Origin of the sequence: Pseudomonas sp. YH-1 (assembly GCF_051990045.1) — a bacterium.
GTDB classification, from domain to species: domain Bacteria; phylum Pseudomonadota; class Gammaproteobacteria; order Pseudomonadales; family Pseudomonadaceae; genus Pseudomonas; species Pseudomonas nicosulfuronedens.
Genome location: NZ_CP178184.1, coordinates 474,736 through 497,037 on the forward strand (window position 1 = coordinate 474,736; position 22,302 = coordinate 497,037).

At 64.4% G+C, this 22,302-nt stretch carries 22 protein-coding genes; 7 read left to right on the top strand and 15 right to left on the bottom strand.

The features are described 5' to 3' along the window. Positions 1 to 14: 14 nt before the first annotated feature. From pilP to ACKI1H_RS02170, 4 genes are read right to left on the bottom strand one after another with little or no spacing between them, the layout of a single operon-like run. The gene (gene pilP, locus ACKI1H_RS02155) at positions 15 to 539 is read right to left on the bottom strand and encodes a type 4a pilus biogenesis lipoprotein PilP (protein WP_138523529.1); all 525 of its coding nucleotides are present in this window, start codon (positions 537 to 539) and stop codon (positions 15 to 17) included. Continuing rightward, the gene (gene pilO / locus ACKI1H_RS02160; protein WP_138523531.1) at positions 536 to 1,192 is read right to left on the bottom strand and encodes a type 4a pilus biogenesis protein PilO; all 657 of its coding nucleotides are present in this window, start codon (positions 1,190 to 1,192) and stop codon (positions 536 to 538) included. Before pilO ends, pilP begins: the two co-directional genes overlap by 4 nt. Further along, the gene (gene pilN, locus ACKI1H_RS02165) at positions 1,189 to 1,782 is read right to left on the bottom strand and encodes a type 4a pilus biogenesis protein PilN (RefSeq protein ID WP_138523533.1); all 594 of its coding nucleotides are present in this window, start codon (positions 1,780 to 1,782) and stop codon (positions 1,189 to 1,191) included. Before pilN ends, pilO begins: the two co-directional genes overlap by 4 nt. Next, positions 1,782 to 2,846, bottom strand: a complete 1,065-nt coding sequence (locus ACKI1H_RS02170) for a pilus assembly protein PilM (protein ID WP_017520515.1) — start codon at positions 2,844 to 2,846, stop codon at positions 1,782 to 1,784. Before ACKI1H_RS02170 ends, pilN begins: the two co-directional genes overlap by 1 nt. A 186-nt stretch (positions 2,847 to 3,032) precedes the next feature. On the opposite strand from ACKI1H_RS02170, the gene ACKI1H_RS02175 reads away from it, so the two are divergent. Together ACKI1H_RS02175 and ACKI1H_RS02180 are read left to right on the top strand one after the other, a co-directional pair. Beyond that, complete coding sequence (locus ACKI1H_RS02175; RefSeq protein WP_138523535.1) at positions 3,033 to 5,462, top strand: penicillin-binding protein 1A; 2,430 nt, start codon at positions 3,033 to 3,035, stop codon at positions 5,460 to 5,462. Between the two features lie 176 nt (positions 5,463 to 5,638). Continuing rightward, a complete protein-coding gene (locus tag ACKI1H_RS02180) occupies positions 5,639 to 6,106 on the top strand; it encodes a hypothetical protein (RefSeq protein ID WP_440467547.1) in 468 nt (155 codons plus the stop codon). On the opposite strand, the gene ACKI1H_RS02185 is transcribed toward ACKI1H_RS02180, so the two are convergent. The 9 genes from ACKI1H_RS02185 to tkt form a co-directional block, all read right to left on the bottom strand. Further along, on the bottom strand, positions 6,100 to 6,594 hold the full coding sequence (locus ACKI1H_RS02185) for a YgjP-like metallopeptidase domain-containing protein (protein WP_081515415.1): 495 nt from the start codon (positions 6,592 to 6,594) through the stop codon (positions 6,100 to 6,102). The two genes, ACKI1H_RS02180 and ACKI1H_RS02185, sit on opposite strands and share 7 nt — an antisense overlap. 49 nt (positions 6,595 to 6,643) lie before the next feature. After that, the gene (locus ACKI1H_RS02190) at positions 6,644 to 7,414 is read right to left on the bottom strand and encodes a methyltransferase domain-containing protein (protein WP_440467548.1); all 771 of its coding nucleotides are present in this window, start codon (positions 7,412 to 7,414) and stop codon (positions 6,644 to 6,646) included. Between the two features lie 37 nt (positions 7,415 to 7,451). Then, on the bottom strand, positions 7,452 to 7,865 hold the full coding sequence (locus ACKI1H_RS02195) for a hypothetical protein (protein WP_440467549.1): 414 nt from the start codon (positions 7,863 to 7,865) through the stop codon (positions 7,452 to 7,454). 110 nt (positions 7,866 to 7,975) lie between these two features. Then, complete coding sequence (gene fba / locus ACKI1H_RS02200; RefSeq protein ID WP_024764154.1) at positions 7,976 to 9,040, bottom strand: class II fructose-bisphosphate aldolase; 1,065 nt, start codon at positions 9,038 to 9,040, stop codon at positions 7,976 to 7,978. Positions 9,041 to 9,160: 120 nt separating this feature from the next. Continuing rightward, positions 9,161 to 9,496, bottom strand: a complete 336-nt coding sequence (locus tag ACKI1H_RS02205) for an MliC family protein (protein ID WP_440467550.1) — start codon at positions 9,494 to 9,496, stop codon at positions 9,161 to 9,163. Positions 9,497 to 9,638: 142 nt separating this feature from the next. Beyond that, on the bottom strand, positions 9,639 to 9,833 hold the full coding sequence (locus ACKI1H_RS02210; protein ID WP_138523549.1) for a hypothetical protein: 195 nt from the start codon (positions 9,831 to 9,833) through the stop codon (positions 9,639 to 9,641). Positions 9,834 to 9,921: 88 nt separating this feature from the next. After that, entirely contained in the window at positions 9,922 to 11,085 is a 1,164-nt protein-coding gene (locus ACKI1H_RS02215) for a phosphoglycerate kinase (RefSeq protein ID WP_138523551.1), read from the bottom strand. Positions 11,086 to 11,113: 28 nt separating this feature from the next. Further along, entirely contained in the window at positions 11,114 to 12,160 is a 1,047-nt protein-coding gene (gene epd / locus ACKI1H_RS02220) for an erythrose-4-phosphate dehydrogenase (protein WP_138213923.1), read from the bottom strand. A gap of 59 nt (positions 12,161 to 12,219) precedes the next feature. Then, entirely contained in the window at positions 12,220 to 14,217 is a 1,998-nt protein-coding gene (gene tkt / locus ACKI1H_RS02225) for a transketolase (RefSeq protein WP_440467551.1), read from the bottom strand. Positions 14,218 to 14,441: 224 nt separating this feature from the next. Here tkt and ACKI1H_RS02230 point away from each other — a divergent pair, with 224 nt between their 5' ends. From ACKI1H_RS02230 to ligB, 3 genes are all read left to right on the top strand, one after another. Next, positions 14,442 to 15,443 (top strand): ArsR/SmtB family transcription factor, encoded by a 1,002-nt coding sequence (locus ACKI1H_RS02230; RefSeq protein ID WP_138523558.1) that lies wholly within the window; start codon positions 14,442 to 14,444, stop codon positions 15,441 to 15,443. Between the two features lie 18 nt (positions 15,444 to 15,461). Beyond that, positions 15,462 to 16,652, top strand: a complete 1,191-nt coding sequence (gene metK / locus ACKI1H_RS02235) for a methionine adenosyltransferase (RefSeq protein WP_081515406.1) — start codon at positions 15,462 to 15,464, stop codon at positions 16,650 to 16,652. 148 nt (positions 16,653 to 16,800) lie between these two features. Next, positions 16,801 to 18,468: an NAD-dependent DNA ligase LigB gene (gene ligB, locus ACKI1H_RS02240; RefSeq protein WP_440467552.1), complete on the top strand. Its 1,668-nt coding sequence runs from the start codon at positions 16,801 to 16,803 to the stop codon at positions 18,466 to 18,468. 5 nt (positions 18,469 to 18,473) lie between these two features. Here the strand turns inward: ligB and ACKI1H_RS02245 are convergent, their stop codons facing one another. Then, positions 18,474 to 19,778 carry a ferredoxin reductase family protein gene (locus ACKI1H_RS02245; RefSeq protein ID WP_440467553.1) on the bottom strand — a complete coding sequence of 435 codons (1,305 nt, stop codon included), beginning with the start codon at positions 19,776 to 19,778 and terminating at the stop codon, positions 18,474 to 18,476. A 171-nt stretch (positions 19,779 to 19,949) separates the two neighbouring features. Here ACKI1H_RS02245 and ACKI1H_RS02250 point away from each other — a divergent pair, with 171 nt between their 5' ends. Beyond that, entirely contained in the window at positions 19,950 to 20,696 is a 747-nt protein-coding gene (locus ACKI1H_RS02250) for a metallophosphoesterase (RefSeq protein ID WP_440467554.1), read from the top strand. Here the strand turns inward: ACKI1H_RS02250 and ACKI1H_RS02255 are convergent. Further along, positions 20,693 to 21,691 (bottom strand): alpha/beta hydrolase family esterase, encoded by a 999-nt coding sequence (locus tag ACKI1H_RS02255; RefSeq protein ID WP_440467555.1) that lies wholly within the window; start codon positions 21,689 to 21,691, stop codon positions 20,693 to 20,695. The genes ACKI1H_RS02250 and ACKI1H_RS02255 overlap by 4 nt on opposite strands. A 164-nt stretch (positions 21,692 to 21,855) precedes the next feature. Between ACKI1H_RS02255 and ACKI1H_RS02260 the strand changes: the two genes are divergently transcribed. Next, positions 21,856 to 22,254, top strand: coding sequence for a DUF1090 domain-containing protein (locus tag ACKI1H_RS02260; RefSeq protein WP_138523568.1), 399 nt, complete (start codon positions 21,856 to 21,858; stop codon positions 22,252 to 22,254). The last annotated feature ends 48 nt before the right edge of the window (positions 22,255 to 22,302 follow it).

Sequence of the window (22,302 nt, forward strand, 5' to 3'; positions counted from 1 at the left end):
GTTCATCCCCGCCCTTAGGAGCGTTCCTTGAGAGTCAGACTGCGCGGACGCTCCAGCCAGCCACCCTCACCATCAGGAACGATTTCAATCACGTCGATCTTGGCTTCGTTGATCGCAACGATCTTGCCGTCGTTGCGTCCAAGGTAGTCACCCACTCGTACCCGATGCACCCCTCCTGCACCTTTCACGAGAGCAAATACCTGACTGTCCTTGGCCAGGGTGCCGACCATTTCGAAGGTTTCGATGTTGAAGCCCTCGAGGAACTGCTTGACCCGTGTTTCATCGGGCTTGATAACCCTGTTGCCCTTCTGCTTGACCGCCAGGTCGATCTTCACCGGCGGCTGGAAGGGACTGCGCAGGGACGAAGCGCTATAGGTAAAGGCCTCATAGGTCTGGAACTTGGGCATCGGCTCGATCGTCCCCTTCGGGCGAGCGCGGACTTCGTCCATGTAGCTCTGCAGGTCGGCAAAATCACTACCCGAGCCACAACCGTTCAAGGACAGGAGCAGGAAACTGCAAATGATCAGGCGCCCCCTCATTTCTTAGCTCCTGTCTTGGCTCCAGCCGCCGGGGCCTTAACGCCCTTGTCGTTGTAGCGGTAGGTTTTCGCCAGGATGCTCATGCGCAGCTTGGAGGTGCTGTCCGTGCTCGCCGGCTTGATGTCGAAGTCATGCAGCGTCACGATCCGCGGCAGGCTGGACACGCCACTGACGAAGGTCGCCAGATCGTGGTACCCGCCCACGACACTGATCTGGATGGGCAGCTCGATATAGAACTGCTGGGTCACTTCCGGCAGCAGCTTGATCTCTTCGAACTCCAGACCACTACCCAGGCCAGTGCGGGTGATGTCTTCCAGCAGGCCGGGCACCTCGGTGTCGCTCGGCAGCTGACGCAGCAAGGCGCCGAAGGATTCTTCCATCTCCTTCATCTGCCCTTTGTAGGCTTCCAGGTTCGCCGCCTGGAAGGCCTTGGTCGAGAACTGCTGCTTGAGGGTCTGCTCTTCCTCACGATTGCGGTCGAGCTGCTCCTGCAGTTCCTTCAGATGGAAGTTGTAGCCAAGCGCCAGAACCACAGCCATCAGCAGGATACAGGCGATGACCTTGACGGCTGCCGGCCAGGAACCAAGGTTGTTCAGATCAAGGTCGTTGATATCGACCTTGCGCAAGCTCTCCAGAGAACTGGCCAGACTCATTTCTTGGCTCCTTGCGGGGTGCTCTGCTTGTCCTGCTCCTCGCTGCCGGGCTGGGTCTGTTGCACCGTCAACTGGAAGACATTCGCCTGATCCAGGGCGCCCTGGGTAATAGCCTTCACTTCAGTCAGGTTCGGCGAAGTCAGCCACTCCGACGAATCGAGGTTGCGCATGAGGTTGGAGACGCGATTGTTGGACTCGGCCGCGCCGGCAATGGCAATGGACTTCCCGGACATCTTCAGCTCAGTGAAGTAGACGCCATCGGGCAAGGTGCGGACCAGCTGGTCGAACACGCGGCCAATGATCGGGCGGTTGCCCTGCAGGTCCTGAATGATCTTCATCCGTTCCAGCAATTGCTGGCGACGGGTCTTCAGCTCGCTGATCTCCTTGATGCGCGCATCCAGCACGGCGATTTCCTTGCGCAGGAAGTCGTTGCGCGCAGTCTGGTTCTCGATGGCCGAGTTGAAGTACTGATCACCCAGGAAAACGATCGCCCCGGAAGCCAGCAGAACGGCACCCAGGATCACCAGGAAGCGCTGCTTGCGCTCCTCGCGCAGCTGCTCCCGCCACGGCAATAGGTTGATGCGTGCCATCAGTCGAAACTCCTCATCGCCAGACCGCAGGCAATCATCAGCGCGGGCGCATCACTGGCCAGCGCACCGGCGTTGACCTTACCGCTCAGCACCATGTCGGCGAAGGGGTTGGCCACCAGGGTCGGAGTACCGATCTTCTGCTGGATCAAGCGATCCAGGTCAGGGATGGACGCAGTGCCTCCCGCCAGCAGGATGTAGTCCACATCGTTGAACTGGCCGGCCGCGAAGAAGAACTGCAGCGAACGCGACACCTGCTGAACCACGGCGTCCTTGAACGGCTGCAGTACTTCGCTGTCGTAGTCATCCGGAAGACCGCCCTGCTTCTTGGCGAGACCCGCTTCCTCGACCGACAGTCCATAGCGACGCTGGATCTCCTCGGTGAGCTGACGCCCGCCGAAAAGCTGCTCACGCGTATAGATGGTGCGGCCATGGTGCAGGACGCTGAGCGTAGTCATGGTGGCGCCGATATCGACCACCGCAACTGTGAGCTCGTCGGCATTGCCGCCCAGCTGGTCTCCCAGCAGACTGAATGCTCGCTCCAGCGCGTAGGCTTCGACGTCGACAACCTTGGCCGTCAGACCCGCGAGCGCCAGCGCGGCTTCGCGCACCTCGACGTTCTCCTTCCGGCAAGCGGCGAGAAGAACATCGACGCGATCCGCGTTGCGTGCGGACGTGCCCTGCACCTCGAAGTCGATCGCGACCTCTTCGAGGGGATAGGGGATGTACTGATCGGCTTCGATCTTGAGCTGATTTTCCAGCTCGTCGTCCGAGAGACCGCCGTCCATCTCGATGGTTTTAGTGATGACCGCCGAGCCGGCTACCGCGACCGCAGACGTTTTCACTGCGGTCCGCGCCTTGGCGACCACACGTGACAACGCCTGGCCGACACCCTCCAGCTCAGCGATGTTCTTTTCTACCACTGCATTGGGCGGGAGCGGCTCGACAGCGTAGGCCTCTACCTTGTAGCGGCCTCCAGAGCGGCTCAATTCGAGAAGTTTGACCGAAGTCGAACTGATGTCTATCCCCAGCAGCGTGTTCGCTTTCTTATTGAAGAGCCCTAGCACGACTGATTTCCTATCAGCATCCGAGACTTACGGACGATTTATGTTTTTCCACATTAGATACCAGACTTGACAGCTTCGCAAATGGCTCGCCAGCAAAAAAACTGCTTATAATGTGATCAGCTTTTCCCTTTTTACCGCGCCATCCGCTTAACTCTTTCTTTTCTCTGGAAATCCAAGACCTTCCCGATGCGCCTGCTGAAGTTTCTGTGGTGGACCTGCGTCACCATTATTTGTGGAGTGCTGCTCAGTTTCAGCGGCGCCTATCTGTACCTCAGCCCGAACCTTCCGTCCGTGGAGGCCTTGCGCAACGTGCGGTTGCAGATGCCGCTGCGCGTGTACAGTGCTGATAACAAATTGATAGCAGAGTTTGGCGAGATGCGCCGAACGCCGATTCGATTTGCTGAAATCCCCCCGGATTTCACCCACGCACTGTTATCGGCTGAAGATGACAATTTCGCCAACCATTATGGCGTGGACGTCAAAAGCCTGATGCGTGCTGCCGCGCAATTATTGAAGACCGGCCACATCCAGACCGGTGGCAGTACCATCACCATGCAGGTGGCGAAGAACTACTTCCTCACCAACGAACGAAGCTTCTCTCGCAAGATCAATGAGATCCTGCTCGCCCTGCAGATCGAGCGCTCGCTCACCAAGGACGAGATCCTCGAGCTCTACGTCAACAAGATCTACCTGGGCAACCGTGCCTACGGCGTCGAAGCCGCCGCGCAGGTTTATTACGGCAAGTCCATCAAGGACCTGAGCCTGGCGCAGATGGCGATGATCGCCGGCCTGCCCAAGGCACCGTCGCGCTACAACCCGCTGGCCAACGCCGCGCGCAGCCTGGAGCGTCGCAACTGGATTCTCGAGCGCATGCTCAAGCTCGGCTTCATCGACCAGCAGCGTTATCAGGCCGCCATCCAGGAACCGGTCGGTGCGTCCTACCACGTCCAGACTCCGGAGCTGGCAGCCCCATACATCGCCGAGATGGCCCGCGCCGAACTGGTCGGCCGCTTCGGTGGCGACGCCTACACCGAGGGCTATCGCGTCTATACCACGGTGCGCAGCGACCTGCAGGAAGACGCCAACACCGCCCTGCGCGAAGGCTTGCAGGACTACGACCAGCGCCACGGCTACCGCGGCCCCGAGACGCGCCTCCCCGGCAAGACTCGTGACGCCTGGCGCCAGGCCATCGCGCAGCAGCGCCCGCTCGGCGGCCTGGAACCCGCCATCGTCACTCAGGTCGAGAAGAGCGGCGCCATGGTCATGACCCGTGACGGCAAGGAAGAAGCCCTGAGCTGGGACGGCATGAAGTGGGCCCGCCCCTATCTGAGCAACAACAGTATGGGCCGCATGCCCAGCCAGCCCAGCGACGTGGTGCAGGCTGGCGATGTGATCCGCGTGCAGCGCAAGGACGACGGCTCGTTGCGCCTGACCCAGGTGCCGGCCGCGCAGAGCGCCCTGGTCTCGCTCAACCCGCAGGACGGCGCGATCATGGCACTGGTGGGCGGCTTCTCCTTCGAACAGAGCAACTACAACCGTGCCACCCAGGCCCGTCGCCAGCCCGGCTCCAGCTTCAAGCCGTTCATCTACAGCTGTGCGCTGGACAACGGCTTCACCGCCGCCTCGCTGATCAACGACGCCCCGGTGGTGTTCTACGACGAGTACCTGGACAAGGTCTGGCGTCCGAAGAACGACACCAATACCTTCCTCGGCCCAATCCCCATGCGCGAGGCGCTGTACAAGTCGCGCAACATGGTGTCGATCCGCATTCTCCAGGCCCTGGGCGTCAATCGCGCACGCGATTGCATCAGCAAGTTCGGCCTGAACAAGGACGACCTTCCGCCCAACCTGTCCATGGCCCTGGGCACCGCGACCCTGACGCCCATGGAGATCGCCAGTGCCTGGACCGTCTTCGCCAATGGCGGCTTCAAGGTCTCGCCGTACATCGTGCAGCGCATCGAAAGCCGCGACGGGCAGGTGCTGTACCAGGCCAACCCGCCGAGCATTCCCCAGAACGAGGAACAGGTGCAGGCGCAACCGCAACCGGCCGCCACCGACGCCTTCGGCAACGATGACCCGAGCCAGGCCAAGACCACTATCGAGCCGGCCGCTGCCGAGCGCGTCATCGATGCGCGTACCGCGTACATCATGACCAGCATGCTGCAGGACGTGATCAAGCGCGGCACCGGCCGCCGCGCCCTGGCGCTCAAGCGTGACGATCTGGCTGGCAAGACCGGTACCACCAACGAATCGAAGGACGCCTGGTTCTCCGGCTTCAACGCCGACTTCATGACCACCGTCTGGGTAGGCTTCGACCAGCCGGAAAGCCTCGGCCGCGCCGAATACGGCGGCAACGTCGCTCTGCCGATCTGGATGCGCTACATGGGCGCAGCACTGAAAGACAAACCGTCGCACCTGCTGCCCGAACCGCCCGGCCTGGTCAGCCTGCGCATCGACCCGGTCACCGGCCGTGCGGCACCTCCGGGCACTCCGGGTGCGTACTTCGAACTGTTCAAGAACGAAGACACGCCACCGTCGATGAACGAACTGGCGCCAGGCAGCGCTCCCGGCAGCGGCATGCCAGCGGATGAAGAAGCGCCGATCGACCTGTTCTGACAGCAAGGCCCCTCCCCGGAGGGGCCTTCTCATTTTTGGGAATTATTCCCGACAAAATCATGGCATTTAGCCAAATCATTGATTAATCTGGGCTTTGCGGCGGCGAACAACCCCAGGCGACCGACCCCATCCGGCGCGTCAGGGGCTTCCCGCAGCAACTTCATCAGGAGCCTCGGATGGCGCGCCCCCTGTTTGGCTGGCTGTTCTGCCTGATCGCCCTTCTGCTTGGCGCGCCTTTGCTGCGCCTGCTCGGGCAACCCCGCTCACTCGAGCCCATGCCCGACCTTGTCTATCTCGACCAGTTGTTTGCCGTGCTGATTGCCAGCACCGGCCTGGCGGGACTGCTCATCGCCTTTCTGCTGCAGCTCACTGGACGAATCCTGGTGGCGCTGGCCCTCCTGGTGCCGGCCATCGCCCTTTGCGCATGGCACCTCACCCATACCCACCTCGGCCCGGTATCGCCTACAACAGAGCAATACGAATGGCTGCTGGCGGGCCTCGCGGCCTATGCGCTGGTACTGGCGGGGATCAATTGGGTTAACCGAGGTGAGAGCGGCACGCGGAAGGCGCTGCATTACCTGGGCATCGCCCTGTTGCTGCCGTGGTGCCTGGCTCTGCTCTACCTGGGGCGCCTGTACTACTGAGGCAGGTCGCGCCAGGTCAAGTAGACGCGCAGGTCGAACTCCAGTTGGTGGTAACCGGGCAGCATGTGCTCGCAGAGCTGGTAGAAGGCCTTGCTGTGGTCGCGCTCCTTCAGGTGCGCCAGTTCGTGGACGACGATCATCTGCAGGAACTCGGGCGCCGCGTCCTTGAACAACGAGGCGACGCGGATTTCCTTCTTCGCCTTGAGCTTGCCACCCTGCACGCGCGAGATTGCCGTGTTCAGGCCCAGCGCGCGCTGTACTACATCCAGCTTATTGTCGTAGAGGACCTTGTCCACCGCTGGCGCGGTGCGCATGTACTGCTGCTTGAGGTCCATGGCATAGCCGTACAGCGCCTTGTCGCTCTGTACGTCATGACGACCGGGATAGCGGCGCTCCAGGTACTCGCCGAGGCGGTCCTGCTCGATGAGCTGGCGCACCTGGTCCTGGAGTTGTGGAGGATAGGCCTGGAGATAACGAAGCGGCTGCATGGGAAACGACTGGCGGAGGAAACGTCCGCCAGTCTACCGCATTCCCCGGTCAGGCCAGCGCGCGGGTGCTGTAGGCCTCGGTGCGATAGGGGAAGGCAACTTCGCTGCGTCCCTTCAACGTCGGGTGCGTGGCGATCAGTTCATGCAGTTGCTCGGTGACGCGCTGCTTCTGCTCTTCGGGCAGCGCCGCAATAAAGCTCACCGACAGGGTACGCGCGACAATTACCTGCTCCGGCGGACCGATGTGCTGGTAGCTGAATTCGCGCAGGCGCATATCTTCAAAGCGCGACCCGGCAAAGGCGCGACGCCATTGCCCGGTGTGGAAGCGTGGCGTGCTGCCTTCGTAGCGCTCGAGAATGCGCGTCACCTGGGCGACCCAGTCGACGCGTTCATCGCGTACATTCCACACCAGGCCGAGGTGGCCACCCGGCCGCAGGACGCGATGGATTTCTTCCAGCGCCCGCGCGTCGGCGAACCAGTGGAAGGCCTGGGCGCAGGTCAGCGCATCGACGCTTTCCGCCGCCAGCGGCATCGCCTGGGCCGTGCCACTGAGCACCTTCACAGCAGGCAGGGAAGTGCTGAGCTGCTCCCGCATGGCCGCAACTGGCTCGATGGCGGTAACCTGCGCACCGGTACGCAGCAACAGGGAAGTGAACTTCCCGGTACCTGCACCGAGGTCGACCACTTCCTTGCTGTCACCTATGCCCAGCTCTTCGCCGAGCCAGCCCAGCAACTCGTCGGGATAGTCCGGGCGCCCGTGGGCGTATGCCTTCGCCTCACGGGAGAAACCTTCCTGCGCACTGCCATGTACATCCGTCATCGCGCCTCCAGAGCCGGCCCGGCCCAAGCATCAGCGCTCAGCGGAACCGACAGGTCTGTCCATCAAGATAGCTACGGTAGCAGCTGAGCAGGCGCGAGTCCTTGATACGACAGCGCTTCTGTCGGCATTCGCTGGAGAACTCGAAGCGGCCACCATCCGGATCGGCCAGCTGGATACGGATAGCCGGCCAGCCCTGCTTCGGAGCCTTCTCCGGCGTACTCAGTACGCGGTTCTCGTTCTCCACCAGGGCTGCACCCGCCTCGGCATAATCGAAGACGAACAGCAGGGTGCGCGAGGTCTTGAGCGTACACTCCTGGTGAGTCAGGCAGTTCTGCGCGTCCGCCGGCAGGTCCACCGGAGGCTTGGGTGACGGCGCGACAGGCGCGGCCGGGCGCAGTGAACAGCCGGCGAGGAACGTCAGCAGCAGGACGCAAAGCAAGGCACGCAGCATCGGCGTTTTCCTTCTGGCGGATACGAAAGAGCCCCGCAGGGCGGGGCTCTTCAACTCTTCAACTCTTCAGCTCGTCAGAAACAGAGCGAGAGCGTGCACCGGACTCGAGATCAGTTGACCTTCGACACCAGCTCACCCTTGGCGTAACGCTGGAACATGCCTTCCAGGGAGATCGGCTTGATCTTGGAGGCGTGGCCGGCGGTGCCGAAGGCTTCGTAACGAGCGATGCAGATATCCCGCATGGCGACGATGGTCTTGGCGAAGAACTTGCGCGGGTCGAACTCGCTCGGCTGCTCGGCCATCATGCGGCGGATGGCACCGGTGGAAGCCAGGCGCAGGTCGGTGTCGATATTGACCTTACGCACGCCGTGCTTGATGCCTTCAACGATTTCCTCGACCGGCACGCCGTAGGTTTCCTTGATGTCGCCGCCGAACTCGTTGATCACCTTCAGCCACTCTTGCGGCACCGAGGAGGAGCCGTGCATCACCAGGTGGGTGTTGGGGATGCGCTTGTGGATTTCCTTGATGCGCTCGATGGACAGCACGTCGCCGGTCGGCGGCTTGGTGAACTTGTAGGCACCATGGCTGGTGCCGATGGCAATGGCCAGGGCATCGACCTGGGTCTTCTTGACGAAGTCAGCGGCCTCTTCCGGGTCGGTCAGCAGCTGGCTGTGATCCAGTACGCCTTCGGCGCCAACGCCGTCTTCCTCACCAGCCATGCCGGTTTCCAGGGAGCCCAGGCAACCCAGCTCGCCTTCCACGGACACGCCACAGGCGTGGGCGAAGGCAACGGTCTGCTGGGTGACACGGACGTTGTACTCGTAGTCGGCCGGGGTCTTGCCGTCTTCCTTCAGCGAGCCGTCCATCATGACGGAGGAGAAGCCCAGCTGGATGGAGCGCTGGCAGACGTCAGGGCTGGTGCCGTGGTCCTGGTGCATGCACACCGGAATGTGCGGGAACTCTTCGATGGCCGCGAGGATCAGGTGGCGCAGGAAGGGCGCGCCGGCGTATTTGCGGGCACCGGCGGAGGCCTGCACGATCACCGGGGAATCGGTCTTGTCGGCCGCTTCCATGATGGCGCGCATCTGCTCCAGGTTGTTGACGTTGAAAGCCGGAACGCCGTAGCCGAACTCGGCGGCGTGGTCCAGCATTTGGCGCATGCTGATGAGTGCCATGGTCTTCGCTTCTCCCAGAAGTCAGGCTCGGTTACACGAGCCCCTTAACTACATGTTTGGAAGCCTGCCGCAGGGGCAGGCCGTGTTCAAGTCTTCCGGCGCATGCCGGACAATCGGCGCTCAGCGCGCCTTGCAACCACGACCGATCAGGTCGTTGCTCTCGACCCAGTAGACCAGGCCCTGGTCGCCTTTGATGCTCAAGCCGATCAGCCCGTCGCTATAGAAAGCGCCGGAGCCGCCGGGTTCCTCTTCCAGGTGATGAACCACGTCATCCTCACCCAGCTTCAGGTCGACGACCGACTTGCTGGGGTCGACGTAGCGCCACCGCACCTCAGCCTCACTGTCGCAGACCCACTGGTTCCAACCGCCCTGCGTAGCGGATTTGCCGCCCGTCGAGTGACTGGAACAACCCGCCACCAGCGAAAGGGCCAGGGCCGGGACGAGATAACGCAGCATCGGGCGACTCTCCTTCGGGCGGACGCGCCGCCGGATATCCAATGCGCCAGATTGCCCGTCCCGTCACAGGAACGCCAGTGCCGCCTGCGCCTGGGCGCGGGCGGCACTGTCAGACCGTGATCCCTGCCGCCAGGGCGTTGCCTCAGGGGCAATTCACCGGTTTCTGGTCAGGCGTCGGATCGCCGCTGCTCTGGCTTTCCACCCGTTCGCGGTTCTGGTCCGAAGGCACCATGACCGAGGGCGGGCTCATCACTTCACAGGTGCTGGGGGCTCCACCGCTTCCGGCACAGCCGACCAGCACGAGGCAAAACGACAGCAGAGGGGTGACAGCTCGCATGACCGTTCTCCTTGGCATCCACACAAGACTTCTGACCCGGGGATGCCGCAGAGGTTTGCTTTACTGTCGCCCGGCAGTGTCGCCAGGATCAGGCCTTGGCGCGCTGCTCCAGCACTTCCACGGCCGGCAGGACCTTGCCCTCGACGAACTCGAGGAAGGCGCCACCACCGGTGGAAATGTAGGAGATCTGCTCGCCGATGCCGTACTTGTCGATAGCCGCCAGGGTATCGCCACCGCCGGCGATGCTGAAGGCGGAGCCTTCGGCGATGGCCTTGGCCAGGGTCTTCGTGCCTTCGCCGAACTGGTCGAACTCGAACACGCCCACCGGACCGTTCCACAGGATGGTCTTGGAGGTTTTCAGCAGCTCAGCGAACTGGGCGGCGGTCTTCGGACCGATGTCCAGGATCATGTCGTCGTCGGCCACGTCAGCGATGTCCTTGACGGTGGCGACGGCGGTCTCGGCGAATTCCTTGGCTACCACGACGTCCACCGGCAGCGGCACGCTGACCTTGGCGGCGATGGCCTTGGCGGTGTCGACCAGGTCGGCCTCGTACAGCGATTTACCGACCTTGTGGCCGGCCGCGGCGAGGAAGGTGTTGGCGATGCCGCCGCCGACGATCAGCTGGTCGCAGATCAGCGCCAGGCTGTTCAGCACGTCGAGCTTGGTGGAGACCTTGGAACCGGCAACGATGGCGGCCATCGGGCGCGCCGGGTTGCCCAGGGCCTTGCCCAGCGCTTCCAGCTCGGCGGCCAGCAGCGGGCCAGCGGCGGCAACCTTGGCGAACTTGGCCACGCCGTGGGTGGAACCCTCGGCGCGGTGGGCGGTGCCAAAGGCATCCATGACGAACACGTCGCACAGGGCGGCGTATTGCTGGGCCAGCTCGTCGGCGTTCTTCTTCTCACCCTTGTTGAAGCGCACGTTCTCGAACAGCACGACTTCACCCGGCTTCACGTCGACGCCGCCCAGGTAGTCCTTGACCAACGGCACGGCGCGGCCCAGAGCCTTGGACAGGTAGTCGGCAACCGGCTGCAGGCTGTTCTCTTCGGAGTACTCACCTTCGGTCGGGCGGCCCAGGTGCGAGCAGACCATCACCGCCGCGCCCTTCTCCAGGGCCAGCTTGATGGTCGGCAGCGAGGCCAGGATGCGCGCGTCGCTCTTGACCACACCGTCCTTCACCGGAACGTTGAGGTCTTCGCGGATCAGCACGCGCTTACCTTGGAGGTCGAGGTCGGTCATCTTCAACACGGTCATGACAGTCAGTCCTGTTGGGGCTGTTTGATTAACGTTCGGTAGCAGCGACCCGCAGGAAGTGCCCTGCGGTGTCGAGCATGCGGTTGGCGAACCCCCACTCGTTGTCGAACCAGGCCAGCACGTTCACCAGGCGGGGGCCGGAAACGCGGGTCTGGCTGCCATCGACGATGGCCGAGTGCGGGTCGTGATTGAAATCGCAGCTGGCGTGGGGCAACTCGGTGTACGCCAGCAGGCCTTTCAGCGGGCCTTCGGTGGCGGCCTGGCGCAGCACGCGGTTGATCTCTTCGGCGGAGGTATCGCGGGAGACCTGCAGGGTGATGTCCAGGGCCGAGACGTTCACTGTCGGCACCCGAATAGCTTTGGCCTGGATTCGCCCGGCGAGTTCCGGCAGCAGGCGCTCGATGCCGCGCGCCAGTCCCGTGGACACCGGGATCACCGACTGGAAGGCCGAGCGCGTGCGGCGCAGGTCTTCGTGGTGGTAGGCATCGATCACCGGCTGGTCGTTCATCGCCGAGTGGATGGTGGTGATCGAGACGTACTCGATGCCCACGGCCTCGTTCAGCAACTTGAGCAACGGCACGCTGCAGTTGGTGGTGCAGGACGCGTTGGATACCAGCGTCTCGGCGCCGGAGAGGCCCTGCTGGTTGATGCCGAAGACCACGGTGGCATCGATGTCCGCCTCGCTGGCCATCGGTTGGGAGAACAGCACCCGCGGCGCTCCGGCGCCGAGGAAGCGCTCGCCGTCAGCGCGGGTGTTGTAGACACCCGAGCATTCCAGCACCAGGTCGATGTCCAGGGCGCGCCAGTCGATGGCCTCGGGCTCGGCTTCGCGGAACACCTTCACACAGTCGCCGCCGACATGCAGGCAGCCGTCGGCCACGCTCACCTCGCCGGGGAAGCGGCCGTGGGTGGAGTCGAAGCGGGTGAGGTATTCCAGGCTGGCCAGGTCCGCCAGGTCGTTCAGCGCGACGATGGAGAAATCAGCCTTGGCGCCGCGCTCGTGCAGGGCACGGAACACGCAGCGGCCGATACGGCCATAGCCGTTGAGGGCAACTCGGTAAGGGCGCTTGGACATTGTTATCCCTAGGTGATCGCTGCCGGGGCGTGATGCGCCCCGGCAGGTTCAGGCGCTCGTCAGGCCTCGAGCAGCTCGGCGGCGACTTCCAGCACGTTCTCGACGGTGAAGCCGAAGTGCTCGAACAGCGCCGGGGCCGGGGCCGACTCACCGAAGGTGGTCATGCCGATCACGCGGCCTTCCAGGCCAACGTACTTGTACCAGTAGTCGGCGTGGGCAGCTTCGATGGCGATACGCGCAGCCACCTGGACCGGCAGTACGGCCTGCTTGTAGCCGGCGTCCTGCTGGTCGAAGACGCTGGTGGACGGCATGGAGACCACGCGTACCTTGCGGCCTTCGGCGCTGAGCTTGTCGAACGCCTGGACGGCCAGGCCGACTTCGGAGCCGGTGGCGATCAGGATCAGTTCCGGCTCGCCGTCGCAGTCTTTCAGCACGTAGGCGCCACGGGCCACGTCGGCCAGTTGGGCGGCATCGCGCGGCTGGTGCGGCAGGTTCTGGCGGCTGAAGATCAGGGCGGACGGGCCGTCGGCGCGCTCGATGGCGTACTTCCAGGCCACCGCGGATTCCACGGCATCCGCCGGGCGCCAGGTGTCCAGGTTCGGGGTCAGGCGCAGACTGGCCAGCTGCTCGATCGGCTGGTGGGTCGGGCCGTCTTCGCCCAGGCCGATGGAGTCGTGGGTGAACACGTAGAGCACGCGCTGCTTCATCAGGGCAGACATGCGCACCGCGTTGCGGGCGTATTCCATGAAGATCAGGAAGGTCGCGCCGTAGGGGATGAAGCCGCCATGCAGGGCCACGCCGTTCATGATGGCGCTCATGCCGAACTCGCGCACGCCGTAGAACAGGTAGTTGCCGTTGGCGTCGTCGGCGCTCACGCCCTTGCAGCCCTTCCACAGGGTCAGGTTGGAACCGGCGAGGTCGGCGGAGCCGCCCAGCAGTTCCGGCAGCAGCGGGCCGAAGGCGTTCAGGGCATTCTGGCTGGCCTTGCGGCTGGCGATGGTCTCGCCTTTCAGCGCGACGTCGGCGACGTAGGCGGCAGCCTTCTCGGCGAAATCGGCCGGCAGCTCACCAGCAACGCGGCGCTCGAACTCGGCGGCCAGTTCCGGGTGCGCGGCCTGGTAGGCAGCGAAGCGCTTGTTCCACTCGGCTTCGCGGGTCGCGCCGTTGTCCTTGGCGCTCCACTCGGCGTAGATGTCGGCCGGGACTTCGAACGGCGCGTGGTTCCAGCCCAGCGCGGCGCGGGTGGCGGCCACTTCGTCGACGCCCAGGGCAGCGCCGTGGCTTTCTTCCTTGCCCTGCTTGTTCGGCGAGCCGAAGCCGATGATGGTCTTGCAGCAGATCAGCGTCGGCGCATCGCTCTTGCGGGCGGTCTCGATGGCAGTCTTGATCTCGTCGGCGTCATGCCCGTCGACGTTGCGGATCACCTGCCAGCCGTAGGCTTCGAAGCGCTTGGGAGTGTCGTCGGTGAACCAGCCGTGGACTTCGCCATCGATGGAGATGCCGTTGTCGTCGTAGAAGGCGACCAGCTTGTTCAGACGCAGGGTGCCGGCCAGCGAGGCGACTTCATGGGAGATGCCCTCCATCATGCAGCCGTCGCCCAGGAAGGCGTAGGTGTAGTGGTCGACGATGCTGTGGCCGTCGCGGTTGAACTGTGCGGCCAGCACCTTCTCGGCCAGCGCCATGCCCACGGCGTTGGCGATGCCCTGGCCCAGCGGGCCGGTGGTGGTCTCGACGCCTGCGGTGTAGCCGTACTCCGGGTGGCCCGGGGTGCGCGAGTGCATCTGGCGGAAGTTCTTCAGGTCATCGACGGTGACGTCGTAACCGGTGAGGTGCAGCAGCGAGTAGATCAGCATCGAGCCATGACCGTTGGACAGCACAAAGCGGTCGCGGTCAGCCCACTGCGGGTTGCTCGGGTTGTGCTTGAGGTAGTCGCGCCAGAGGACTTCAGCTATATCCGCCATGCCCATGGGGGCGCCGGGATGGCCGCTGTTGGCTTTCTGCACGGCGTCCATGCTCAGTGCGCGGATGGCGTTGGCTCGCTCACGACGGCTGGGCATCGCTGAATCTCCTGCGGGGCTGCTTCGAAAGATCGAAGGGAATGAAAAAAGGCCGGTATTTTCGCCCAGCCAGGCCCTGCGGGGCAATGACAGATCAGCAGATGCCTGATGCAAGGCACACGCACCGACCGTCCACCTGGTCAAAAACCACTCATCCGCCAATATCAAAACTTTTTGATACAGCTATTGCCCACCCCGAAAGCCACGACTAGACTGCGCGACCTATGAGTCTGCGCCTGCCCGAAATCCGCCACGACGATTGCGACCAGCTGGCTGCCCTGTGCAAGGCCGGCGGCGATCCGCTGCGGCTGAACGTCCTGCGGGTGCTGGCCAACGATTCGTTCGGCGTACTGGAGCTGGCGCACATCTTCGGCGTCCGCCAATCGGGCATGAGCCACCACCTGAAGGTGCTGGCCCAGGCTGGCCTGGTGGCCACCCGCCGCGAAGGCAACGCGATTTTCTATCGCCGCGCCCTGCCCCAGAGCGAAAGCCTGGGCGGCACGTTGCACGGCGCGTTGCTCGAAGAAGTGGACGAACTGGCACTGGCCGATGACGTCAGTGCCCGCGTCGATGGCGTGCACGCCCAGCGTGCCGCCGTGAGCCGGGACTACTTCGCCCGCAGCGCGGAGAAGTTCCAGGCGACCCAGGACCTGATCGCAGGACTGCCGCAATACCGCGAAAGCGTGCTGGCATTGCTCGATGCACTGAGCTTTGCCCCCGGCGCCACGGCGCTGGAAGTCGGCCCCGGCGACGGCGGATTCCTCCCCGAGCTGGCCCGGCGTTTCGATCAGGTCACGGCGCTGGACAACAGCGAGACCATGCTCGAGATGGCGCGACAACGTTGCGCCAGCGAAGGTTTGAACAACGTCCGGCTGCGGCTGGGCGACGCCCTGCAGGATGTCGACGACGCGGCGGACTGCGTGGTGCTGAACATGGTGCTGCATCACTTCGCCGCACCGGCGGAGGCCGTGAAGCAGCTGGCGCACCTGGTAAAACCCGGTGGCAGCCTGCTGGTGACCGAGCTCTGCAGCCACGATCAGAGCTGGGCTCGCGAGGCCTGCGGTGATCTCTGGCTGGGGTTCGAACAGGAAGACCTGGCCCACTGGGCCGACGCCGCCGGGCTCGCGTCCGGCGAAAGTGTTTACATCGGTTTACGTAATGGCTTTCAGATCCAGGTACGGCACTTCGCCAAACCGGATTCGCGAAGCGTCCTCACCCACCGGTAATTGAATGGGAACCGTTAGATGAGCGAATACTCAGTTTTCACCTCCGAATCCGTCTCCGAAGGCCATCCGGACAAGATCGCGGACCAGATTTCCGATGCGGTGCTCGACGCCATCATCGCCAAGGACAAATACGCCCGCGTGGCCTGCGAAACCCTGGTGAAGACCGGTGTCGCGATCATCGCCGGTGAAGTCACCACCTCTGCCTGGGTCGATCTGGAAGACCTGGTGCGCAAGGTCATCATCGACATCGGCTACAACAGCTCCGACGTCGGCTTCGACGGCGCCACCTGCGGCGTGCTGAACATCATCGGCAAGCAGTCGGTGGACATCAACCAGGGCGTCGACCGCGCCAAGCCGGAAGATCAGGGCGCTGGCGACCAGGGCCTGATGTTCGGCTACGCCAGCAACGAAACCGACGTGCTGATGCCCGCGCCGATCTGCTTCTCCCACCGTCTGGTGGAGCGCCAGGCCGAGGCTCGCAAATCCGGCCTGCTGCCGTGGCTGCGCCCGGACGCCAAGTCCCAGGTCACCTGCCGCTACGAAGGCGGCAAGGTCGTTGGCATCGACGCCATCGTCCTGTCCACCCAGCACAACCCGGAAGTCAGCTACAAGGACCTGCGCGAAGGCGTGATGGAGCTGATCATCAAGCAGGTGCTGCCGGCCGAACTGCTGCACAAGGACACCCAGTTCCATATCAACCCGACCGGCAACTTCGTGATCGGCGGCCCGGTGGGCGACTGCGGCCTGACCGGCCGCAAGATCATCGTCGACTCCTACGGCGGCATGGCCCGTCACGGCGGCGGCGCGTTCTCCGGCAAGGACCCGTCCAAGGTCGACCGTTCGGCTGCCTACGCCGGCCGCTACGTCGCCAAGAACATCGTTGCCGCTGGCCTGGCCGAGCGCTGCGAGATCCAGGTGTCCTACGCCATCGGCGTGGCCCAGCCGACCTCCATCTCGATCAACACCTTCGGCACCGGCAAGATCAGCGATGACAAGATCATCCAGCTGGTCCGCGAGCACTTCGACCTGCGTCCGTACGCGATCACCAAGATGCTCGACCTGCTGCACCCGATGTACCAGCCGACCGCGGCCTACGGCCACTTCGGTCGCAACCCGTTCGAAATGACCTACGGTGACGACACCTTCACCGCCTTCACCTGGGAGCGCACCGACAAGGCTGCAGCCCTGCGTGACGCCGCCGGCCTGTAAGACCCGGTAGCAGGAAAAGCCCCGCCTCAGCGGGGCTTTTTCGTTTCCGCGCTCCCACAAGCCGTCGCGAAGAATCCACGTCCATCCCGGCGTCGGGCACCGCTTCCCAGTCCTAGCCTTGCGGGTTTCCGCCGCCCGGACGCCAGCCATGCTTCGCCCTGCCCTCGCCTTCCTGCTTTGCCTTCCCCTCGTCGCCAAGGCCTGCCCCGACTGGCCGGCCGAGCAGGCACTCCGGCAGATCGATGCGCTCCGCGCACAGCTGAAGCAGTGGGACGACGCCTACCACCGCGACGGCCAGTCGCCGGTCGCCGACGAACTCTACGACCAGGCCCGCGAGCGCCTGCGGCAATGGCAGGCGTGCTTCCCGCAAGCCCCTGCCGCCCCCGCGGAGCCGCTGGCCAGCAGCGCCGGGGAGGTACGCCACCCGTTCGCGCATACCGGCCTCGACAAGCTTCCCGATGCCGCGGCCGTGCGCATCTGGCTGGCGCACCGCGGCGACCTCTGGGTGCAGCCCAAGGTCGACGGCGTGGCGGTCACGCTGATCTACGGCAACGGCCGGCTCACCCGGGCAATCAGCCGTGGCGACGGCACACGCGGGCAGGACTGGACTGCCAATGCGCAGCGGATTGCCGCCATCCCCAAGGAATTGCCCGACACGAACAGTGAGCTGGTACTGCAAGGCGAGTTGTACTGGCGCCTGCCGCAGCATGTGCAAGCGCGGAAAGGCGGTGCGGGTACGCGCGGCAAGGTCGCCGGGCTGATGGCGCGCCAGGAACTGGGGGACGAGGGCGCGCAGATCGGCCTGTTCGTCTGGGAGTTGCCGGACGGGCCGCTGGAGATGCCCGAACGCCTGGAGCGCTTGCGCCAACTGGGACTCGGCGACAGCGCCGCGCTCACCGAAGCGGTTACTGGCCTGCCGGATATAGAGGCCTGGCGCGAGCGCTGGTATCGCCAGGCGCTGCCTTTCGCCAGCGACGGCATCGTCATCCGCCAGGGCCGCCGACCGCCGGGCAAGGCCTGGAGCACACAGACACCGGGCTGGGCGGTGGCCTGGAAGTACCCGCATCAACAGGCACTGGCCGAGGTGCGGCGCGTGGAGTTCAAGGTCGGCCGCAGCGGGCGGGTGACACCGGTGCTGCATCTCGCCCCCGTGGAGCTGGATGGCAGGACCATCCGGCGCGTCGGCGCCGGCTCGCTCAGGCGCTGGCGCAGCCTCGATATCCGGCCCGGTGATCAGGTCGCCGTTGCCCTCGCGGGGCTGACCATCCCGCGCCTGGACGGCGTGGTCTGGCGCTCGCCGACTCGCCCCGAAATGGCTGCCCCCACGGACGACCAGTTCAACGCCCTGTCCTGCTGGAGGCCCGATGAGGGCTGCGAGGAACAGTTCCTCGCTCGACTCGATTGGCTGGGCGGCAAGCATGGCCTGGGGCTTTCCGGCGTCGGCCCAGGTACCTGGCGGCGCCTGCACGAAGCCGGCCTGCTGACAGGACTGCTCGATTGGATGCCCCTGACACCAGAGCAATTGAGCCAGGTGCCCGGCCTGGGCGAGCGCAGCGCCGCCACCCTGCACCAGCAGTTCCAGCTGGCTCACCAACGCTCGTTCGCCGCCTGGCTGCGCGCACTCGGCGCGCCCTCCCCCAATGCTCATCCAGCGGGGGAAGACTGGTCCGCACTGGCCGCCCGCAGCGCTTTGCAGTGGCAGGAGCAACCGGGCATCGGCAAGGTCCGTGCGATGCAGCTGGAGGCTTTCTTCAAGGCGCCGGAAGTCGTGCAACTGCGGGAGCGGTTACACGACCTCGGCATCGCCGGCTTCTGATCGCCTCAACGCATCTGGAAGGCTTCCTGGTGGAAGCGGTTGCCCGGCATTCCCTGGCGGCGCAGGTCACGGCGCAGCAGTTCGGCCAGCGCCTGCGGACCGCAGAACCAGACGCTCGGCCAGCGCCCCTGCGCTCCGGGTTTCACGCCCAGGTCGGCGGCCTGCAGGTAGCCTTCGCTTTCGCTGTAATGCACGCGAAGATCAATGCGCGGCAATCTCGCGCACAGCTCGCGCAGGCGGCCGGCGTAGATCGCGTCGGACGGCGAACGCACGCAGTACAGCAGTGTCACTTCCGGGCAGTCATCCGGCCGCGCCTGTAACGACTCGAGCCAAGCCAGGAACGGCGTGATGCCGATACCTCCGGCGATCCACACCTGCCGCTCGCCCTTGTCACGACGGAAATCGAAGCGACCATAGGGCCCTTCCACCTTCACCGGATCACCGACCTTCAGGGCATCCTGAAGGCGCTGTGTGTAGTCCCCGAGCGCCTTGATGCTGAAGCGCACCTCGCCATTGCCCTGGTCGCCGCTGGAAAGGGTGAAGGGATGCTGCCCCTCCAGGCGATTACAGGTGAGGAAGGCGAACTGGCCGGCACGATGCTGCCAACGGCCCTGCAGCTTGCAGGTCACCTCCAGCATGCGTTCGCCGGGGCGCTCGAGCGCTATCACGACGCCGTCATGGGTGCGCTGACGGCCGATCTGCCCGGCGAGCGACCAGAGCGCGCAGAGGCTGCCCACGGCGGCGCAGAACGCCACGAGCCAGCCGACTGGCTGAGTCCAGTAACCCGCCGGCGCCAGCACCACGCCATGGAAGGCGAGCACCAGGTAGACCACCGCGAGGGTTTTGTGGACATAGCGCCACAGGTGGTAGGGGAAGCGTTGCCAGAGGGTGATGACCAGCATCGCCGCCAAAAGCCAGGCCGACCATTCGCCCAGGTCCTTGGCCGAGCCGCGGAACACGTCGAGGAAGGTTTCCACCCGCGGCCCCTTGGCCGGCTTGGCGATGAACTCGGCGAGCAGCGGCCCGCCCAATTCCATCAGGTAGTGCAGCAGCCCCAGCACGATGGCCAGGATGCCCGCCCATTTGTGCGCGCGGTACATGCGGTCGAGACCGTCGAGGGGCTTTTCCAGCCAGACCGGGCGCACCGCCAGCAGCATGATCAGTGACATCAGCGCGAAGGATGCGACGCCCGTGAAGAGAATGGCCTGCTTGCGCAGGACCCAGATGTCCAGCGTCGCCGGTGGGTCAATGGCCAGCGCCAAACCAAAGGTGGCCGTCACGGCCAGCAGTACGATCCAGATGAGTTTCATGAGTCCTCCTTGGGGGCGCCAAAGCAGCGAGCCCAAGCGGAAGCTGAAGGATTCTTCTGAATCATCCCTTAATTCTGTATGGACTTTCGCCCGGTATCGGCAATGCCATGACCCATGTCAAAAGCATCGTCCTTCGATATGCTCGGCATATTCCTACAAGTAAGTCCTAACATGCGCCTGCGAGTCCTCTCCGACCTCCACCACGAACATTTCCCCGACGGCCGCCGCGAACTACCGCAGGCCGCTGCGGACGTTATCGTGCTGGCCGGAGACATCCACGAGCACCTGCAAGGCCTGCACTGGGCGCGCGAGGAATTCCCCGACAGTGAAATCATCTACGTCGCCGGCAATCACGAGTTCTATCACTCCGACCTGCCCGAGCTGACTCAGAGCATGCGCAACCTGGCCCGGGCGCTGGACATCCATTTCCTCGAAAAGGATTCGGTGATCCTTAGCGGTGTCCGCTTCCTCGGCACCACGCTATGGACGGACTTCCAGCTCTACGGCGAAAGTGCGTCGGAACTGGCCTGCGAGCAGGCGCAACTGCTGATGCCCGATTTCAATACGGTGGATTACTTCACCCAGCCCTTCACACCCCGGATGAGCCAAGAGCTGTGCGGCGCCAGCTGCCAGTGGCTGGGCACCGAGCTGGCCCAGCCTTTCCCCGGCCCGACGGTGGTGGTGACACACCATGCGCCCAGCGCCCGTTCGATTCCTTCGCACTACGTCGGCGACGCCCTGTCACCCGCCTTCGCCTCGAACCTGGAAAGCCTGGTCGAGCGCTGCGATCTATGGATTCACGGGCATGTCCATGAGTGCCTGGATTATCGAGTTGGTCGGGGTCGGATCGTCGCCAACCCCGGCGCCTACCCCGGTGAGGACAGCGGTTTCGATCCCTGTCGGGTGATCGAACTCTAGAGCGGCGGCTCACTATGTGGCGGCTCGCGGGGTGACAGCTCGCTGAAGAAACGCCAGATCTCAGCTGGTCCATCCAACTGCGGGTCGACCTGCCCAAGCAGGCGTGGCGGCCGATACAGCGGCTGCGAAATCAGGTGCCCGCCGCCGAACACCGTCACCAGCTCCACCGGCGGCCCGCCGCTGTCGGCCCAGCGTTGCCGCTGCGTCCATACCGGGCCGGGCTGGGTCAACTTGTCCACCTGCGGCTCACCGCCCTGACCGTTACGCCGTGCCAGGGCGAGGGCAGAATCCTCGGCGGAGAGCACGTTGCCGCGGTCACCGAAGCCGAACAGCGTGACCCGGCCACCTGCATAGGGATTGATTGGGTCCCGCGTGCCATTCATCAACAGCGCAGCCTTGGGCGCTTCAGCAGGACGACAGGCGTCGTTGTCGGTGCTCGGCAGGCTGGCAGCCACGACGGCGACACCGTCGACCTTGTCTGGCGCCTCGGCGGCCAGGCGCAGCGCCATCTGCCCGCCATTGGAGTAGCCCGTGACGAACACTCGCTCCGGGTCGACGCCGCGCTCGCGCCGCAGGCTGTCGATCATCAGCGAGAGAAAGCCGACGTCGTCGATATTCAGACGCCGCGCGCTGTAGGAAGCGGCCCGCCGACAGTCGTTCCAGTGCCCTTCGAAACCATCGGGATACAGCACCAGGAAGCCATCACGGTCGGCCAGCGCGTCGAAGCGATAGCCGCTGTCGCGGCGCATGCGCTCGCCGTTACTCTGCGAGCTGTGCAGCACCACCAGTAGCGCCGGGCGCTCTGCCAGTTTCTGCGGCACGTAAAGGACATAACTGCGGCGCCGTTCGCCCTGGCGCACCGAAGCATCCTCGCTGCTGCCGGTCAGCGCCGGTCGCGACTTCAGTTCACCGGGCACGTACCACCAACCGCCCACCAGCAGCGCCAACACCAGCAGCGCGATGAGTGCCTGCACGATCCGCATCGCCACCCGCATACCGCCTCTCCTTGCCCGCCTGGCGGGCCTTGCGAGTCCCGGCCGTCTTCTGAGGCAATCGAGCGGGGGCAATTGTCCTGGGGCAGCCCCTCGCCCGCCCGTCCATGGCAAACTCTAGCCGTTGACTCCAACGTCATAGTGTTTGGTAACCAAGGACTCCGAAAATGTTCCGAAGCTCTGCCCTGATGGCCGCCGTTTTCGCCTTCGGCTGTGCAAGCCCGCTGTTTGCCGCCGATGCCGCCAAGCAACCGCTGACCGGCTGCGCCGCCAAGCGCGCCGCCATCGAAACCCAGCTCGAACAAGCCAAGGCGCAAGGCAACGGCAACCGCGTCGCCGGCCTGCAAACTGCCCTGGAGAAGGTGAAAACCTATTGCACCGACGCCAGCCTCACGCAGGAGCGCAAGCAGAACGTGCTGGAGGCGGAGAAGGAAGTCGCCCAGCGCGAGAAGGACCTGCGCAAGGCCATGAGCAAGGGTGACGCGGAGAAGATCGAGAAGCGCAAGGACAAGCTGGCCGAGGCCCGCACCGAACTGGAGCAGGCCAAGCGCGAGCTGGAGGAGTAAGCGTATCGCTGTAGGAGCGGATCTTATCCGCGATCCGACTGACAGCTC